Below are 16,976 nucleotides of genomic sequence, written 5' to 3' on the forward strand. Positions count from 1 at the left end.
CTCAGCTCTGGCCGGTCCAGAAGTCCCACCAGCGGGTCAGGATCAGCATGCCGATGATCCCGATCCACAGCACCGGCGGCACCCAGTGGAATTCCACCAGTGCGCTGCGCAGGCCCTCGGGGGCCCGGATGATGCGGTGCTTGATGTTGTGCGTGGTGACGTAGCAGAACATCACGATGGTGGCGACCCAGGCCAGGCAGCACCACAGGCACAGCGAGCCGATGTTGTACAGCGACTGGTACTGGAGCCAGGTGCAGAAGCCGACACCGAAGAGCGTGCCCGCGTTCAGGCCGAGCCAGAACCAGCGGCGGAAGCCTGCCCCGGCCAGCAGGGCCACGCCGATGCAGACGACCATCGCGTACGTGACAAGGCCGAGCATCGGGTTGGGGAACCCGAAGGCCTCGGCCTGCTCGCTCTTCATGATGTTGCCGCACGCGACAATGGGGTTGAGGCTGCAGCCCGGTTCGAACGTCGGGTCCTCGAGCAGCTTGATCTTGTCGATCGTGATGATCCAGGAGGCCAGCAGTCCCGCCAGACCGGTGATCACCAGCAGCAGGGCGAACCCACGGCCGCTGCCTGTCGTGCCCTTCGGATCCTCTCCCGCACGGTCGGAGGAGACGTCGTCTACCGCTGCAGTCGTCATATCGCCGTTCCATCGCTCAGTGGCCTGCCGGGCAGGGCCATTCTGCCGCACCAGCACCCGTGTCCACCGTTCGATGGACATAAGGAAGTACGCATGTCCGCGCAGGTTGACGGGTGACCGGACGGCAAGGGCCCGGCAGTCCAGTGGACGGCCGGGCCCTTGCACGCAGGTCAAGCCGGGTCAGCCGAGGCGGCGCCGGATCTCGTCCGTCACCTTGTCCAGGGCGACGGCCTCCTGCTCGCCGGACTCCATGTCCTTGAGCTGGACCACGCCGTCCGCCAGGTCCCGTTCACCCGCGACGATCGTAAACCGGGCGCCGCTGCGGTTGGCCGCCTTCATGGCCGCCTTGACGCCCTTCCCGCCGTACGCGAAGTCGGCGGCGACACCGGCCTTGCGCAGCTCGGTGACCGTACCGAACAGGAGCCGGCGGGCCTCCTCGCCGAGCGGCACCGCGAAGACACTGGTCGTGGCGGGCAGTTCGAGCTCGATGCCCTCCGCCTCCAGCGCCAGGACCGTGCGGTCCACGCCGAGCGCCCAGCCGACCGACGGCAGCGAGGGGCCGCCGATCATCTCGGACAGGCCGTCGTAGCGGCCGCCGCCGCCCACCGCGGACTGCGAGCCCAGACCGTCGTGGACGAACTCGAAGGTGGTCCGCGTGTAGTAGTCGAGGCCGCGCACGAGCTTCTCGTCGTCCTCGTAGGAGACGCCCGCCGCGTTCAGCAGCTCACGTACCTGCTCGTGGTACGTCTTGCACGCGTCGCACAGGTAGTCGCGCAGCATGGGAGCGCCCACGAGCTGCTTCTGGACCTCGGGACGCTTGTCGTCGAGTACGCGCAGCGGGTTGATCTCGCTCCGGCGGCGGGTGTCCTCGTCGAGGTCGAGCCCGCCGAGGAAGTCCTGCAGCGCGGCCCGGTAGACGGGACGGCACTCCTTGTCGCCCAGCGAGTTCAGCAGGATGCGGAACTGGGAGAGGCCGAGCGAGCGGTACGCCTGGTCGGCGAGGATGATCAGCTCGGCGTCGAGCGCCGGGTCCTCGGTGCCGATGGCTTCGGCGCCGACCTGCGAGAAGTGCCTGTAGCGGCCCTTCTGCGGGCGCTCGTAGCGGTAGTACGAGCCGGAGTACCAGAGCTTGACGGGCAGGTTGCCGGCCTTGTGCAGGTTGGCTTCCAGCGCCGCGCGGAGCACAGACGCGGTGCCCTCGGGGCGCAGGGCGAGCTGGTCGCCGCCCTTGGTCGTGAGGGTGTACATCTCCTTGGTCACGATGTCGGTGGACTCACCGACTCCGCGCGCGAAGAGCTCGACATTCTCGAAGCCGGGCGTCTCGATGTAGCCGTAGCCGGAGTTCTTCAGCGGTGCGGCGATGGCCTCGCGTACCGCCAGGAACGTCGCGGACACCGGCGGGATCAGGTCGTACGTGCCCTTGGGGGCCTTGAAGGTACTCACAGGAAGTCTTGTCACATTCCTCGTCGGGGAGCGGCGGCCAGACCGTTCAGATACGGGTTGGTGGCGCGCTCGCGGCCGATGGTCGTCTGGGAGCCGTGGCCGGACAGCACCACGGTCGAGTCGTCGAGCGGCAGGCACACGCGGGCCAGCGACTCGAGCATCTCGGCGTGGTCGCCGCCGGGCAGGTCGGTGCGTCCGACGGAGCCGGCGAACAGCAGGTCGCCCGAGAAGAAGACCGACGGAATGTCGGCCTGTTCGGGCAGCCTGAAGGTCACCGACCCCTTTGTATGGCCGGGCGCATGCGAGACGGTGAAGTCGAGACCGGCCAGCTTCAGCTCCGCGCCGTCCGCCAGCTCCTTGACGTCGTCCGGCTCACCCACGGTCAGCTCGCCCATCAGCGGCATGCCGATCGAACGGCCGAGGGCCTTCTCCGGGTCGCTCATCATGTACCGGTCGGCGGGGTGGATCCACGCCGGTATGTCGTGCGCTCCGCACACCGGGACGACCGAGGCGACGTGGTCGAGGTGGCCGTGCGTGAGCACGACGGCGACAGGCTTGAGCCGATGCTTGGCGAGCGTTTCCTCGACTCCCGCGGCGGCCTGGTGGCCCGGGTCGATGATCACGCACTCCTCACCCGCGGCGGGGGCGACCAGATAACAGTTGGTCCCCCAGGCCCCGGCGGGGAACCCGGCAATAAGCACGATCGTCCTCAATATGTCGTCCGGCGGGAGGCTGCTGTGGTGATTTGCAACAGGTCAGAGCCTACCGGCGCCGCTCAGCCCACAGCGAACCCATATACGGTACGGGCAAGCTCGGCTCGGCCGGACACCAGTGACAGACGAGACGTACGAGGAGAACACCGGTGGTCAGCAACGATCAGCGGCGGCGCCAGCTCGCCCGGGAAAAGTTCGAACGGCAGCAGCAGCGCCGCGCCGCGGCCCGGCTCAAGTCGCGCCGCCGCAACGCCGTGATCGCCTCGGCGCTGGCCGTGGTGCTCGCGGCGGGAGCGGCGGCGTTCGCCACCGGCGCTCTGGGCGGCAGCGACGACGGCAAGCAGAGCGTCGCCGACTCGACGCCCAGCAGCTCGCCGTCGAAGGCGCCCGACCCGTGCGAGAAGCCCGCCGCCGGTTCGGTCAAGAAGATGTCGTTCAAGAAGGAGCCGGCGCTCACCATCGACAAGTCGGCGTCGTACGCGATGAAGTTGCAGACGACCTGCGGCGACATCACGCTCGCCCTGGACGCGACGAAGGCTCCGCGCACGGTGAACTCCTTCAACTTCCTCGCCAGGAAGGGGTACTTCGACCACACCAAGTGCCACCGCCTGACGACGGCCGGCATCTACGTCCTGCAGTGCGGCGACCCGACCGCCCAGGGTTCCGGCACCCCCGGCTACAAGCTGCCGGACGAGAACCTCAAGGACCCGAAGCTCAAGGGCGGGGTCTACCCGGCGGGCACGGTCGCGATGGCGAACGCGGGCCCGGGTACCGGCGGCAGCCAGTTCTTCCTCGTCTATCAGGACAGCAAGTTGCCTCCCAACTACACACCGTTCGGAACCATCAAGGGCGGTCAGGACGTGCTGAAGAAGATCGCTGATGCCGGTGAGGCGACCGGGCAGGGCGACGGGGCGCCGAATGCCACGGTCGTCATCGACAAGGCGACGGTCACCAAGTAAATCCGGCAGGGCGGGATGCGGACAGCCGCCCTGCCGTTCGCCTATGTTGGCGGTGTGCGGGGCGCCTGTGGCTCCGCGAAGAAACTGTGGACGATGCCCGGGGGTCTCAGGCCCTTCGCAGGCATCATGTGGAGGAGGCGCTGTGAGCAGCGACCCGTGGGGCCGTGTCGACGAGACCGGCACCGTGTACGTGCGTACGGCCGATGGCGAGAAGGTCGTCGGATCCTGGCAGGCAGGCTCTCCCGAGGAGGCTCTGGCCTACTTCGAGCGCAAGTACGAGGGCCTGGTTGTCGAGATCGGCCTCCTCGAGCGGCGGGTGAAGACCACCGACCTGTCGGCCAAGGACGCCCAGACCGCGATCGACCACCTGCGCAAGCAGGTCGACGAGCACCATGCTGTCGGTGACCTCGACGCGCTGAGCAAGCGCCTCGACGCGCTGGTCGCGACGGTCGAGTCGCGCCGCGAGGAGCGCAAGGCCGAGAAGGCGAAGCAGACCGACGAGGCGAAGCACGCCAAGGAGAAGCTGGTCGCCGAGGCGGAGGAGCTGGCGCAGAGCGAGCAGTGGCGGGCCGCCGGTGAGCGGCTGCGGGCGCTCGTGGACATCTGGAAGGGCCTGCCCAGGCTCGACCGGAAGTCCGACGACGAGCTGTGGCACCGCTTCTCGCACGCCCGCTCGGCGTTCTCCAAGCGGCGCAAGGCGCACTTCGCATCGCTGGACGCCCAGCGCGAGGAGGCCCGCAAGGCCAAGGAGAAGCTGGTGGCGGAGGCCGAAAGCCTTTCGGGCTCCACCGACTGGGGTACGACCGCCGCGCGCTACCGCGACCTGATGACCGAGTGGAAGGCCGCCGGCCGCGCCCAGCGCGACGCCGAGGACGATCTGTGGAACCGTTTCCGCGGCGCCCAGGACGTCTTCTTCGCCGCCCGCAGCGAGGTCTTCGCCGAGCGGGACGCGGAGCAGTCCGAGAACCTCAAGCTCAAGGAGGAGCTCGCCACCGAGGCCGAGAAGCTGGTGCCGGTGAAGGACCTGAAGGCGGCCAGGGCCGCGTTCCGTTCCCTCAACGAGCGCTGGGAGGCCATCGGCCACGTGCCGCGCGACGCCCGCCCGAAGGTCGAGGGCCGGATGCACGCGGTGGAGCGGGCGCTCCAGGAGACCGAGGAGAACGAGTGGCGCCGTACGAACCCTGAGGCGCGTGCCCGCGCCGCGGGTCTGACGGGCCAGCTCCAGGACGCCGTCGACAAGCTGCGTACGCAGATCGACGCGGCGCGCGCCGCGGGCAACAACGCCAAGGCCGACAAGCTCGCCCGCGAGCTCGAAGGCCGGCAGGCGCTGCTCGACCAGGCGCTGAAGGGCCTGGAGGAGTTCGGCGGCTGATGTGCCGACGCGAAGGCCCCGGTACGGATCTCCGTACCGGGGCCTTCGTTCGTACCGCTCGTGCTGCTACGGCCTGCGGGCCGAGGTCACCCGGTAGACGTCGTACACGCCCTCCACGCCCCGTACGGCCTTCAAGACGTGTCCCAGGTGCTTGGGGTCGCCCATCTCGAAGGTGAAGCGCGAGGTGGCCACCCGGTCGCGGGACGTCTGGACGGCCGCGGACAGGATGTTGACGTGCTGGTCGGACAGCACGCGGGTGACGTCCGAGAGCAGCCGGGACCGGTCGAGGGCCTCGACCTGGATGGCGACCAGGAAGACCGAGGACTGGGTCGGGGCCCACTCGACGTCGAGGATGCGCTCGGGCTCCTTCGACAGCGACTCGACGTTCACACAGTCCGCGCGGTGAACCGAGACGCCGCTGCCGCGGGTGACGAACCCGATGATGGGGTCGCCGGGGACGGGCGTACAGCACCTGGCCAGCTTGACCCACACGTCGTCGACGCCCTTGACGACGACGCCCGGGTCGGCGTTCGCGCGGCGCTTGCCGCGGCCGTGCGTGGGCGGTGTGCTCTCGGCGATGTCCTCGCTGGCGGCCTCCTCGCCGCCGACGGCCTGCACCAGCTTCTGTACGACGCCCTGCGCGGCCACATGGCCTTCGCCGATCGCCGCGTACAGGGACGAGATGTCGGGGTAGCGCATCTCGTGCGCGAGGGTGACGAGCGAGTCGCCGGTGAGGATGCGCTGGATCGGCAGGTTCTGCTTGCGCATGGCGCGCGCGATGGAGTCCTTGCCCTGCTCGATCGCCTCGTCGCGGCGCTCCTTGGAGAACCAGGCGCGGATCTTGTTGCGGGCGCGGGGCGACTTGACGAAGCCGAGCCAGTCGCGGGACGGTCCGGCGCCGGCCGCCTTGGAGGTGAAGACCTCCACCAAGTCGCCGTTGTCGAGGGTCGATTCGAGGGGTACGAGCCGCCCGTTGACCCGCGCCCCTATGGTCCGGTGGCCGACCTCCGTGTGGACGGCGTACGCGAAGTCGACGGGTGTGGCACCGGCCGGGAGCGCTATGACGTCGCCCTTGGGCGTGAAGACGAAGACCTCGTTGCGGGACAGGTCGAAGCGCAGGGACTCCAGGAACTCGCTGGGGTCCTCGGTCTCCTTCTGCCAGTCGAGGAGCTGGCGCAGCCACGCCATGTCGTTGACGGTGTCCTGGCCGCGCCCGGTGTTCTTGGGTACATCGGTACGGACCTTGGAGGCACCTGCTACGGCCTCCTGCTTGTACTTCCAGTGGGCGGCGATGCCGTACTCGGCGCGGCGGTGCATGTCGAACGTACGGATCTGGAGCTCGACGGGCTTGCCGCTGGGGCCGATGACCGTCGTGTGCAGCGACTGGTACATGTTGAACTTGGGCATCGCGATGTAGTCCTTGAACCGGCCGGGGACCGGATTCCATCGCGCGTGGACGGTGCCGAGGGCCGCGTAACAGTCGCGGACGGTGTCGACAAGTACCCGAATGCCCACCAGGTCGTAGATCTCGGCGAAGTCGCGGCCTCGCACGATCATCTTCTGGTAGACGCTGTAGTAGTGCTTCGGCCGGCCGGTGACGGTGGCCTTGATGCGGGCGGCGCGCAGGTCGGACTGGACCTCGTCGGTCACTATGGCGAGGTATTCGTCGCGCTTGGGGGCGCGCTCGGCCACAAGCCGCACGATCTCGTCGTACATCTTGGGGTAGAGGATCGCGAAGGCGAGGTCCTCCAGCTCCCACTTGATGGTGTTCATGCCCAGGCGGTGGGCCAGGGGCGCGTAGATCTCAAGCGTCTCGCGGGCCTTCTTCTCCTGCTTCTCCCGCTTGAGGTAGCGCATGGTGCGCATGTTGTGCAGGCGGTCGGCGAGCTTGATGACCAGGACGCGCGGGTCCTTGGCCATGGCGACGACCATCTTGCGTACGGTCTCGGCCTGTGCGGCCTCGCCGAACTTGACCTTGTCGAGCTTGGTGACGCCGTCGACGAGGAGCGCGACCTGGTCGCCGAAGTCGCGGCGCAGGGTGTCCAGGCCGTACTCGGTGTCCTCGACCGTGTCGTGCAGCAGGCCGGCCATCAGCGTCGCCGGGTCCATGCCCAGCTCGGCGAGGATCGTCGTCACGGCGAGCGGGTGCGTGATGTACGGGTCGCCACTCTTGCGCTTCTGACCGCGGTGCCAGCGCTCGGCGACCTGGTAGGCGCGCTCGATCTGGCGCAGCGTCGCCGTCTCGATCTTGGGGTCGTTGCCGCGCACGGCCCGCAGGAGCGGTTCGAGGACCGGGTTGTACGGGCTGGAGCGCTGTACGCCCAGACGGGCGAGCCTGGCCCGTACCCGGTTGGAGGAGCCGCCGCCGGTGCGCGGGGTGGAGCCCTGGACGGGCTTGGGCGCGGAGACGGGCGTGGCGCCGTTGGCCCTCTCGGGGGCGGCTTTGGGCTTGCCGGCCGGTTCGTCGTTCTTCGCGGGAGGGGCGCTCTTCGCGGGTGCCGCGGCGGGTGCGCTCTTCGCGGGCGGGTTGCTCTTCGCCGGAGCGGGGCTCTTCGCGGGCACAGTCGACCCTGCCGCGGCCTTGTCGGCCTGCTTGGGGTCGGGCTGCGCGGCTGCGGGTCCCCCCGGACGGGCGCTGGGGGAGAGTGGCTGGGCCTCGTCTGGCAAGAGCGCTCCTCGTGCGGGTCCGGGTCCCCCGGTCAGGCCCGGAAAGCCCATGGTATCGATCCCCGGGCCCCGGTTCCCCCCGGGCCTGTTACTTGGGGGAACGCGAGAGGCGGGTCCGGGAATTCCTCCCGGACCCGCCTTTTCCCGTATGTCGATCCTGGTCAGACCGTGATCAGGGCCTCCAGCGGAGCGCCCTCGAGAGCCGGTTCCAGACGGGCACGCCCGTCGAGGAAACCGAGCTCCATGAGCACCGCGACCCCTGCGACCTGCGCACCTGCCCGCCGGATGAGCTCCAGCGAGGCTTCGGCGGTGCCGCCGGTGGCGAGGACGTCGTCGATGACCATGACGCGGTCGTCCGCGTTCAGGTCCTCGGCGTGGATCTCGATCTCGGCGGTGCCGTACTCCAGCTCGTACGCCTGCTTCAGCGTCGCACCCGGCAGCTTCCCCGCCTTGCGTACGGGGATAAAGCCGAGGCCGGCACGGACCGCGACCGGCGCGGCCAGGATGAAGCCGCGCGCTTCCAGGCCGGCGACGCGCGTGGCGCCGTACCGTACGCACAGCTCGGCGAGGGCGTCGGTGAGTGCGGAGAACGCCACGGGGTCCGCGAGCAGGGGGGTGATGTCCTTGAACATCACGCCCGGCTTCGGATAGTCCGGGACGTCCCGGATGCGGCTGAGCAGGAGCTCCTGCGTGCTCGTGCCCGTCATCGCCGCTTCCCCGAAGGCTTGCCGCGGCCACCACTGCGGCCACGGGGCCGGCCGACGACCGCACCGGCGGTCTCGGCGTCGTCCTCGAACCCGTCCTGCGGCGCGTCCGAGCCGTCGGATTCCTCCGCCGACTCGCCCTTGGCCGCAGCGGCCGCCCGCTTGGCGAGCACCCGCTTCTTCAGGGCCTTCATCTGCGGCTCGCGCTCCTTCAGGTCGGCGACCAGCGGAGTGGCGATGAAGATCGAGGAGTACGCACCGGCGGCGAGGCCGACGAACAGCGACAGGGAGATGTCGTTGAGCATGCCCGCGCCCAGCACACCGCCACCGATGAACAGCAGGCCCGCCACCGGGAGCAGCGCGACCACGGTGGTGTTGATGGAACGCACCAGCGTGCCGTTGAGGCTGCGGTTGGCGATCTCGCTGTACGTCCAGCGGGTCTGCTTGGTGATGTCCTTCGAGCCCTCCTTGAGACCGTCGAAGACGACGACGGTGTCGTAGAGGGAGTAACCGAGGATAGTCAGCAGACCGATCACGGTGCCCGGGGTGACCTCGAAGCCGACCAGTGCGTACACACCGACGGTGATGGTGAGGTCGTGGATCAGGGCGATGAGGGCGGCCACGGCCATCCGCCACTCGAAGGCGATGGCGAGATAGATGACCACCAGGACCATGAAGATCGCGAGACCCGTCCAGGCCTTGTTGGCGATCTGCTCACCCCAGCTGGGGCCGACCAGTTCGGCGTTGATGGACTCTGCCGTGACGCCCAGTTCCTCGGCGAGCTTGTCCTCGACCGGACTGGAGCTCGCGGTGTCCAGACCACTGATCTGGATGCGCATGCCGCCGTTGCCGAGCTCCTGGACGATCGCCTCGTGCCCGGAGGCCTTCTCGGCCTCCTCCTGGACGTGCGCGACCGATACATCGGTCTTGGGCGTGGTGAAGACGGCACCGCCCTCGAACTCGATGCCCATGACCAGACCCCGTACCGCCAGGCCGACGATGGCCGTGATGGTGATCAGGATCGAGATTCCGTACCAGATCATCCGCTTGCCGACGAAGTCGTAACCGACCTCACCGCGGTAGAGGCGGGCGCCGATGCTGCCGAGTCGAGACATCTCAGGCCTCCTTCGTGTCGATGGGGGCGGAGACGCGACGCGTGCGGCGCAGCGGGGGCTGGACGCCGAGTCGCTTCGGGTCCAGGCCGGACCACGGGTGGCCCCGGCCGAAGAACTCCGTGCGGGCCAGCAGGGTCATCAGCGGCTTGGTGAAGAGGAACACCACGACCACGTCGAGCAGGGTGGTCAGGCCGAGCGTGAACGCGAAGCCCTGGACCTTGCCGACGGTCACGAGGAACAGCACCGCGGCGGCGAGGAAGGACACGAAGTCGGAGACCAGGATGGTGCGCCGGGCACGCGGCCAGGCACGCTCGACGGCCGGCCGGAGCGTACGGCCCTCGCGGATCTCGTCACGGATGCGTTCGAAGTACACGATGAACGAGTCCGCGGTGATACCGATCGCGACGATGGCACCGCACACCGCAGGCAGGTTCAGCGCGAAGCCGATGCCCGGGCCGAGCAGCGTCATGATCGTGTACGTCAGGATCGCCGAGACGATGAGGCTGACGATCGCGACGAACGCCAGGCCGCGGTAGTAGGCGACCAGGTAGATGACGACCAGCGCGAGACCGATCGCACCGGCGATCAGACCCGCCTGGAGCTGCTCGCCGCCGAGCGCCGAGCTGACGGTGGTGACGCTGGCCTCGTCGAAGGAGAGCGGCAGTGCGCCGTACTTCAGGATGTTGGCCAGGTCCTGGGCGGACTCCTGGGTGAAGCTGCCGGTGATCTCGGCGCTGGCGCTCAGGGTCTGGTTGACCGTGGGGGCCGAGACGACCTCGCCGTCGAGGACGATGGCGAACTGGTTCTGCGGCTGCTGCTGCTGAGAAAGCTTGCTGGTGATCTTCTGGAACTTCTTGGAGCCACCGTCGGTGAACTCCATGTTGACCTTCCAGAGGCCACGCTGGGTGTCCAGCTGGGCGCTGGCGGTGTCGACGTCCTTGCCGTTGACCTCGGCCGGGCCCAAGATGTACTTCTCCCACTGGCCCTGGGAGTCCTTGCCGCAGGCGACCGACGGGTCCTCGGGCCTGACGCCCTCACCGGCCTTGACGCGCTGGGCCTCCTTGGTGCAGTCGAGGGCCAGGAACTTCTCCTGAAGCTTGGTGACCTCGGGGTCGGCCGAAGGTGTGGCCGAAGGCTTGGTGCTCGCGTCCGGGCTCTTCGAGGGGCTGCCCGTCGGAGTCGGCGTCGGGGCCTTGAGCGCGTCCGTGACGGCGCGGCCCTGAGTGGTGGGGCTGGTCGACGGGGTGGCGGTCGGCGTGGACTTGTCCTTGTCGCCGTCCTTGCCGCTCGTCGAGGCACTCGGGGAGGGAGTGGCCTTGGGGTCCGGCGTCGGGGCGCCCGCGGCGAGCGTCAGCACCGGCCGGAAGTAGAGCTGAGCGGTGGTACCGACCTGCTCCCGGGCCTGCTTCTCGTTCGTTCCCTTGGGGATGTTGACGATGATGTGCTCTTCGCCCTGGGTCTGAACCTCGGCCTCGGAGACACCCAGACCGTTGACGCGGCGGTCGATGATCCCGACCGCGGTGTCCATGTTGGTCTTGTTGACCGCGTTGGGCATGCCGGGCTCGCTCTTCGCCTTGAGCGTGATGCTCGTACCACCGGCGAGGTCGATGCCCAGACGCGGTGTGAGCTCACCGGTCGCGAACATCCCGCCGGTGAGGGCGACCATGGCGATCAGGATCAGAGCCAGGGCACGCCCTGGCCTCCCCGGAGCGCCCGCGGGCCTGCGGCCCTTCTTCGGTGCTGCCACCTTCTCGTTTCTCCCTGTCCAACCGCCCCCGCGCCGGGTGAGCGCCGGGGGCGGCCACGAAGTATGTGGGGCCCAGCCCCGCAGAAGCAGAAGTCGGCACGGTCCGGGGACCGCGGTACGCCGGTAGGCGTCGCCGCGGTCCCCGTGCGTGACTACTTGGCGTCGCCCTTGCCGTCGGCCTTCTTGTCCTTCGGCTCGTCGCCGGCCGCGGCGACAACGTCGTCCGCCTCATCGGCCTCGTCCGCCTCGGGCTTCTTGCCGAGGTCAATGCGCGCGTCGTCGTCCGAGTCCGCATCTGCGGCTTCGGTCAGCGAGGAGGCGTCGTCCGGAACGAGGGGAGCGTCGGTCTTGAGGTCGTCCTCGCCGTGGACGATGCGGTTGTACTCCTCGTCGTCGAGGACGGCGCCGACGGAGTTCTTCGCATAGACGGCGTGCACGCCGGGCGCGACCTCGAGCAGGATCGTGTCGTCGTGAACTTCCTTGACGGTCGCGTACATGCCCCCGATCGTCCTGATGCCGGTGCCGGGCTGCATCTCGTTGCGCATCTGCGCAGCCGCCTGCTGCTTCTTCTTGGCGGACCGGGTCATCAGGAACATGGCCCCGATGAGCACGATGAAGGGGAGGAGGGTCACGATATCCACGGGACGAAATTCCTTCGCACGACCGCGCTGGGAGGCGGCCTGATCTACGGGGGTGGGCACGCCGACCTGGAAGGGCGGCATCGGCGGAGTCTAAGCGAGTCCGCATCAATGGAACAACGCCCAGCATCGCACCGTGGTTCCTTGCCGGGCGAGCCTCCCGCGCCGTCAGGCCCCGAAGAGGCCCTGTTGTCCGCTTCCGCCGGGCCCCTGCTGGGGCGGCACGAGCCCGAGATGCGCCCATGCCGCGGGCGTGGCCACGCGCCCGCGCGGCGTACGGGCCAGCAAGCCCTCCCGTACGAGGAAGGGCTCGGCCACCTCTTCGACGGTTTCCCGCTCCTCCCCCACGGCCACCGCGAGCGTCGACAGCCCCACCGGTCCGCCGCTGAACAGCTTGAGCAGGGCACCAAGGACGGCGCGGTCGAGGCGGTCCAGGCCCCGGGCGTCGACCTCGTACACCTTGAGGGCCGCGGCGGCGATGTCGCGGTTTATGACGCCGTCGGCCTTGACCTGGGCGTAGTCCCGGACGCGGCGCAGCAGGCGGTTCGCGATGCGGGGCGTGCCCCGGGAGCGTCCGGCGATCTCGGCGGCGCCCTCCACATCGATCTCGACGTCGAGGAGACGGGCGGAGCGGTGGATGACCCGCTCCAGCTCGGCCGGTTCGTAGAACTCCATGTGCCCCGTGAAGCCGAAACGGTCGCGCAGCGGGGGCGGCAGCAGGCCGGCCCTGGTGGTCGCGCCGACGAGGGTGAACGGCGGCAGTTCGAGCGGGATGGCGGTGGCGCCGGGGCCCTTGCCGACGATGACGTCGACGCGGAAGTCCTCCATCGCCATGTAGAGCATCTCTTCCGCCGGGCGGGACATCCGGTGGATCTCGTCGAGGAAGAGGACCTCGCCCTCCTGGAGGGAGGAGAGGATCGCGGCGAGGTCGCCGGCGTGCTGGATGGCGGGGCCCGAGGTGATGCGGATCGGGGCGTTCATCTCGGCCGCGATGATCATGGAGAGGGTGGTCTTGCCGAGTCCGGGGCCGCCGGAGAGCAGCACGTGATCGGCGGTGGCGCCGCGTGCGCGGGCCGCGCGCAGGACCAGGTCGAGCTGCTCGCGGACCTTCTCCTGGCCGACGAACTCGTCGAGGTCCTTCGGGCGCAGCGCGGCCTCGACGGCCTGGTCCTCGCCGTCGGCGCCGGAGTCGACCAGGCGCTGGTCGATGTCGGATCCGGTCTCGTCCCAGTTCATGTACGGATCTCAGTTCTCGCGGGTCAGCGGGCGCGGTTGAGGGTCTGGAGCGCGGCACGCAGCAGTTGCGGTACGGGCGGCTGTTTGCCCCCGGCGAGGGCGGCCTCGGCCTGCGGCGTGACAGCGGCGACCGCTTCCTCCGCCTCGCGGGACGCGTACCCGAGGCCGATGAGCGCGGCCTGCAGCTGCTCGCCCCAGGGTGCGGGCCCCGAGGCGACGCGCTGGGCGCCGAGGTGTCCGCCGGTGCCGAGCGGTGCGCCGAGGCGGTCCTTGAGTTCGAGGAGAAGCTTCTGGGCGCCCTTCTTCCCGATGCCGGGGACCGCGGTGAGCGCCTTCTCGTCACCGGTGGACACGGCGACGCGCAGCGCGTCCGGGGAGTGCACGGCGAGCATGGCCTGGGCGAGCCGGGGGCCGACGCCGCTGGCGGTCTGGAGGAGCTCGAAGACCTGCCGCTCGTCGTCGTCCGCGAAGCCGTACAGGGTGAGCGAGTCTTCCCGTACGACCAGGGAGGTCGCGAGCTTCGCGTCCTGGCCGATGCGCAGCGTGGACAGCGTGTTCGGCGTGCACTGCACGGACATGCCGATGCCGCCGACCTCGATGACGGCGGTGGTCGGGGCGAGTGCGGCGACCGGGCCGCTGACGAACGCGATCATCGCGTGACCTTCCGTACGGGGATGCGGGGGGCGCGGGCCGCGGCGTGCGCCTGCTGGAGGCGGTTGAGCGCAGGAGCGCGCCAGATGTGGCAGATGGCGAGCGCGAGCGCGTCGGCGGCGTCGGCAGGTTTGGGCGGGGCGTCCAGTCGTAGCAGCCGGGTCACCATGGCGCCGACCTGGTCCTTGTCGGCCCGGCCGCTGCCGGTGACGGCCGCCTTCACCTCGCTCGGTGTGTGCAGGGCGACGGGCAGTCCCCGGCGGGCCGCGCAGAGCATCGCGACGGCGCTGGCCTGTGCGGTGCCCATGACCGTACGGACGTTGTGCTGGCTGAACACCCGCTCCACGGCGACGAATTCGGGCTCGTACTCGTCGAGCCACTGCTCGATGCCCCGCTCGATGGCGACCAGCCGCTCACCGAGCTCGGCGTCCGCCGCCGTACGGACGACTCCGACGCCGACCATCTTCAGGGGACGGCCCGCGACGCCTTCCACCACACCGACACCGCACCGGGTCAGCCCCGGGTCCACGCCGAGTACACGCATCGCGCCCCTCCCCCCACTCGACCAACTGTTCCTGCGTCCATGCCTGATCAGCACAGTAGCGGCTGGCTCTGACAACGCACGGACGGGCCGCCGGGAGCGTGTCCCGTCGGCCCGTCCATGCTTGTTGAGGCACTGTCGACGTGCTGATCAAACCTCAGGCCGCGTCGACCTTCTCCATGACCTCGTCCGAGACGTCGAAGTTGGCGAAGACGTTCTGCACGTCGTCGCTGTCCTCCAGCGCGTCGATGAGCTTGAAGATCTTCCGCGCGCCTTCCTCGTCGAGCTCGACCTGCATGGTCGGGACGAAGTTGGCGTCGGCCGAGTCGTAGTCGATGCCGGCGTCCTGGAGCGCGGTGCGGACCGCGACCAGGTCGGTGGCCTCGCTCAGGACCTCGAAGGACTCACCGAGGTCGTTGACCTCCTCGGCGCCCGCCTCCAGGACGGCGTCCAGGACATCGTCCTCGGACAGCTCGCCCTTGGGGACGATGACAACGCCCTTGCGGTTGAAGAGGTACGAGACGGAACCCGGGTCGGCCATCGAACCGCCGTTGCGGGTCATGGCGACACGTACGTCGGAGGCGGCACGGTTGCGGTTGTCGGTGAGGCACTCGATGAGCACCGCGACACCGTTCGGGCCGTAGCCTTCGTACATGATCGTCTGGTAGTCGACGCCGCCCGCCTCAAGACCGCCACCGCGCTTGACCGCGGAGTCGATGTTCTTGTTGGGGACGGAGCTCTTCTTCGCCTTCTGGATGGCGTCGACGAGCGTCGGGTTGCCCTCGGGATCGATGCCGCCGGTACGCGCGGCGACCTCGATGTTCTTGATCAGCTTCGCGAAGAGCTTGCCGCGCTTGGCATCGATCACGGCCTTCTTGTGCTTCGTCGTAGCCCATTTAGAGTGGCCGGACATCCGCCTGTCTCCTTCGCGTAACCAACTTCTGCTGCGTTCGCCAGAGATCCTACCGGGATACGGTCAGCGCCCGGCGCGCACCATGTCCGTAAAGAGCTGATGCACCCGGTGGTCACCCGTCAGTTCCGGGTGAAAGGACGTGGCAAGGGCGTTTCCCTGCCGTACGGCGACAATGTGGCCCTCGTGCTCGGCGAGCACCTCGACCTGGGCGCCGACCGACTCCACCCACGGGGCGCGGATGAAGACGCCCTCGACGGGGTCGCCCTCGATGCCCGCGACGTCGACGGTTGCCTCGAACGACTCGTTCTGACGGCCGAAGGCGTTGCGGCGCACGATCATGTCGATGCCGCCGAGCGTCTCCTGGCCCGAGCGCGGGTCGAGGATCTTGTCGGCGAGCATGATCAATCCGGCGCAGGTGCCGTAGACGGGCATGCCGTCCTTGATGCGCTCGCGCAGCGGCTCCAGCATGCCGAAGAGCACGGCCAGCTTGGACATCGTGGTGGACTCGCCGCCGGGGATGACCAGGCCGTCGATCTCCGCGAGCTCCTCGGGGCGCCGGACCGGCCTGGCCGTGGCGTCGGCCACGGCCAGGGCGATCAGGTGCTCCCGTACGTCGCCCTGGAGAGCCAGGACTCCGATCACAGGGTTGCTCATCACAGGTACTACCAGCCGCGGTTGGCGTAGCGCTCGGACTCGGGGAGGGTGTCGCAGTTGATGCCGACCATGGCCTCACCCAGGTTGCGCGAAGCGTCCGCGATGATCTTCGGGTCGTCGTAGAAGGTCGTGGCCTTCACGATGGCGGCGGCGCGGGCTGCCGGGTCGCCGGACTTGAAGATGCCGGAGCCGACGAAGACGCCCTCGGCACCGAGCTGGCGCATCAGCGCGGCGTCGGCGGGGGTGGCGACGCCGCCCGCGGAGAAGAGGACCACCGGCAGCTTGCCCAGCTCGGAGACCTCCTTGACCAGCTCGTACGGGGCGCGGAGCTCCTTGGCGGCGGCGTACAGCTCGTTGTTGTCGTAGCCGCGCAGGCGGGCGATCTCGTTCTTGATCTGGCGCAGGTGACGGACGGCCTCGACGACGTTGCCGGTGCCGGCCTCGCCCTTGGAGCGGATCATGGCCGCGCCCTCTGCGATACGGCGCAGGGCCTCGCCCAGGTTGGTGGCGCCACAGACGAAGGGGGTGGTGAACGCCCACTTGTCGGAGTGGTTGACCTCGTCGGCCGGGGTCAGGACCTCGGACTCGTCGATGTAGTCGACGCCGAGGGACTGGAGGACCTGGGCCTCGACGAAGTGGCCGATCCGGGACTTCGCCATCACCGGGATCGACACGGCCTCGATGATCTCTTCGATCATGTTCGGGTCGGACATCCGGGCCACGCCGCCGTCCTTGCGGATGTCGGCCGGCACGCGCTCCAGCGCCATCACGGCCACGGCGCCGGCGTCTTCGGCGATCTTCGCCTGCTCGGCGTTGACGACATCCATGATGACGCCGCCCTTGAGCTGCTCAGCCATGCCGCGCTTGACGCGTGCGGTGCCGGTCTCGGGGGCCTGGGTGGTGCTGGTGCTGGACACGGGTGGACCTCGCTGGGTAAGGAGAAGGCTCTTGCTTCCCCGAGGGAACAGTTCCCGACCAGT

The 16,976-nt window shown here is 69.1% G+C and carries 16 protein-coding genes; 2 read left to right on the top strand and 14 right to left on the bottom strand.

Features of this window, described 5'->3' with window-relative positions:
* Window position 1 precedes the first annotated feature (1 nt).
* The 3 genes from J7I98_RS25160 to J7I98_RS25170 form a co-directional block, all read right to left on the bottom strand.
* Window positions 2-643, bottom strand: a complete 642-nt coding sequence (locus J7I98_RS25160; protein ID WP_214925977.1) for a vitamin K epoxide reductase family protein — start codon at window positions 641-643, stop codon at window positions 2-4.
* A 180-nt stretch (window positions 644-823) separates the two neighbouring features.
* Entirely contained in the window at window positions 824-2,086 is a 1,263-nt protein-coding gene (gene hisS, locus J7I98_RS25165) for a histidine--tRNA ligase (protein WP_214925980.1), read from the bottom strand.
* Window positions 2,087-2,097: 11 nt separating this feature from the next.
* Complete coding sequence (locus J7I98_RS25170; RefSeq protein ID WP_214925982.1) at window positions 2,098-2,787, bottom strand: MBL fold metallo-hydrolase; 690 nt, start codon at window positions 2,785-2,787, stop codon at window positions 2,098-2,100.
* A 161-nt stretch (window positions 2,788-2,948) separates the two neighbouring features.
* Between J7I98_RS25170 and J7I98_RS25175 the strand changes: the two genes are divergently transcribed.
* Window positions 2,949-3,758 carry a peptidylprolyl isomerase gene (locus J7I98_RS25175; RefSeq protein WP_214925984.1) on the top strand — a complete coding sequence of 270 codons (810 nt, stop codon included), beginning with the start codon at window positions 2,949-2,951 and terminating at the stop codon, window positions 3,756-3,758.
* Window positions 3,759-3,900: 142 nt separating this feature from the next.
* Window positions 3,901-5,130 (top strand): DUF349 domain-containing protein, encoded by a 1,230-nt coding sequence (locus tag J7I98_RS25180; RefSeq protein ID WP_214925993.1) that lies wholly within the window; start codon window positions 3,901-3,903, stop codon window positions 5,128-5,130.
* 66 nt (window positions 5,131-5,196) lie between these two features.
* On the opposite strand, the gene J7I98_RS25185 is transcribed toward J7I98_RS25180, so the two are convergent.
* The 11 genes from J7I98_RS25185 to pdxS all read right to left on the bottom strand — a co-directional run bounded on the left by J7I98_RS25185 (window position 5,197) and on the right by pdxS (window position 16,913).
* A complete protein-coding gene (locus tag J7I98_RS25185) occupies window positions 5,197-7,797 on the bottom strand; it encodes a bifunctional (p)ppGpp synthetase/guanosine-3',5'-bis(diphosphate) 3'-pyrophosphohydrolase (protein ID WP_214925995.1) in 2,601 nt (866 codons plus the stop codon).
* A 161-nt stretch (window positions 7,798-7,958) separates the two neighbouring features.
* Window positions 7,959-8,504: an adenine phosphoribosyltransferase gene (locus J7I98_RS25190; RefSeq protein WP_214925998.1), complete on the bottom strand. Its 546-nt coding sequence runs from the start codon at window positions 8,502-8,504 to the stop codon at window positions 7,959-7,961.
* Entirely contained in the window at window positions 8,501-9,616 is a 1,116-nt protein-coding gene (gene secF, locus J7I98_RS25195; protein WP_214926001.1) for a protein translocase subunit SecF, read from the bottom strand. Before secF ends, J7I98_RS25190 begins: the two co-directional genes overlap by 4 nt.
* A gap of 1 nt (window position 9,617) precedes the next feature.
* Window positions 9,618-11,363 (bottom strand): protein translocase subunit SecD, encoded by a 1,746-nt coding sequence (secD, locus tag J7I98_RS25200; protein WP_214926004.1) that lies wholly within the window; start codon window positions 11,361-11,363, stop codon window positions 9,618-9,620.
* Window positions 11,364-11,515: 152 nt separating this feature from the next.
* Entirely contained in the window at window positions 11,516-12,004 is a 489-nt protein-coding gene (gene yajC / locus J7I98_RS25205) for a preprotein translocase subunit YajC (protein WP_214926007.1), read from the bottom strand.
* Window positions 12,005-12,169: 165 nt separating this feature from the next.
* On the bottom strand, window positions 12,170-13,237 hold the full coding sequence (gene ruvB / locus J7I98_RS25210) for a Holliday junction branch migration DNA helicase RuvB (protein ID WP_214926009.1): 1,068 nt from the start codon (window positions 13,235-13,237) through the stop codon (window positions 12,170-12,172).
* A 23-nt stretch (window positions 13,238-13,260) separates the two neighbouring features.
* Entirely contained in the window at window positions 13,261-13,890 is a 630-nt protein-coding gene (gene ruvA, locus J7I98_RS25215) for a Holliday junction branch migration protein RuvA (protein ID WP_214926011.1), read from the bottom strand.
* A complete protein-coding gene (ruvC, locus tag J7I98_RS25220) occupies window positions 13,887-14,432 on the bottom strand; it encodes a crossover junction endodeoxyribonuclease RuvC (protein WP_214926013.1) in 546 nt (181 codons plus the stop codon). The genes ruvA and ruvC overlap by 4 nt, the downstream gene beginning before the upstream one ends.
* Before the next feature lie 154 nt (window positions 14,433-14,586).
* Entirely contained in the window at window positions 14,587-15,342 is a 756-nt protein-coding gene (locus tag J7I98_RS25225) for a YebC/PmpR family DNA-binding transcriptional regulator (protein WP_214926016.1), read from the bottom strand.
* 63 nt (window positions 15,343-15,405) lie between these two features.
* A complete protein-coding gene (gene pdxT, locus J7I98_RS25230) occupies window positions 15,406-15,996 on the bottom strand; it encodes a pyridoxal 5'-phosphate synthase glutaminase subunit PdxT (RefSeq protein ID WP_214926020.1) in 591 nt (196 codons plus the stop codon).
* 8 nt (window positions 15,997-16,004) lie between these two features.
* Entirely contained in the window at window positions 16,005-16,913 is a 909-nt protein-coding gene (gene pdxS, locus J7I98_RS25235; protein ID WP_214926027.1) for a pyridoxal 5'-phosphate synthase lyase subunit PdxS, read from the bottom strand.
* Between the last annotated feature and the right edge of the window lie 63 nt (window positions 16,914-16,976).

The organism is Streptomyces sp. ISL-98 (assembly GCF_018614055.1).
Taxonomy (GTDB): domain Bacteria; phylum Actinomycetota; class Actinomycetes; order Streptomycetales; family Streptomycetaceae; genus Streptomyces; species Streptomyces spiramyceticus.